Below are 667 nucleotides of genomic sequence, written 5' to 3' on the forward strand. Positions count from 1 at the left end.
CTATAATTCCAATAAAGCCTTTTTAAGAAGGTTCCTTTTTTAGGCTGCTAATTTAGTTTGATAAAAAAAGTATGCTAATTTCAGCTTTAAACAAGTCGTTTTTAGTAAAAACAAATCTTTTCTCTTGTAAGATGAGTTCCATGCTTTGAGTTTAGCAATCAGCTCGGGAACGCCAAGGATATTGATACTGCGTTTAATGTTGTACACCAGCATGATTAAACTGTGTTCACCATTTACTTTCTCGAGTCCTATTAAATCCGTGTAATTGTAGCCCCATTTTCGCTTGATAGTGCCAAAGATATGTTCGTTGATCTCTTGGCGTTTGCGGTATAATTGCGCGTTTTCTTTGTAACGTTGGTGGTTTTCTTCTACGGCATCGGCATACTGGCTTCGGTCTATTTCCCTACCGCCTTTTCTACTGGTGCAAAGGTCTTTTACTGGGCAAGTTTTACAAGCTGGTGTGCGGTATTTTTGGAACCTATAACCACTTTCTGCTGTTCTTCCCGTTTTCTTATGCCAGCTTCCGGTAGTGCTAAGGATTTGTCCTTGCGGACAAGTGTAGGTATTGATTGCTCTGTCGTAGCTAAACTTGGATACTAAATATTCGGGTTGGGTGCCGTTTTCATTGCTCTTGCCTTGCTCTGTAACAGCAACTATGGTAATGATA

General features: G+C 39.9%; 1 protein-coding gene. It reads right to left on the minus strand.

Annotation, left to right across the window (positions count from 1 at the left end):
- Positions 1 to 39: 39 nt before the first annotated feature.
- The coding region (locus ACSV4D_RS18100) for a transposase (protein ID WP_439229392.1) at positions 40 to 667 on the minus strand (628 nt) is incomplete at its 5' end.

It is taken from the genome of Flavobacterium sp. ARAG 55.4, assembly GCF_051846875.1.
Classification (GTDB): domain Bacteria; phylum Bacteroidota; class Bacteroidia; order Flavobacteriales; family Flavobacteriaceae; genus Flavobacterium; species Flavobacterium plantiphilum.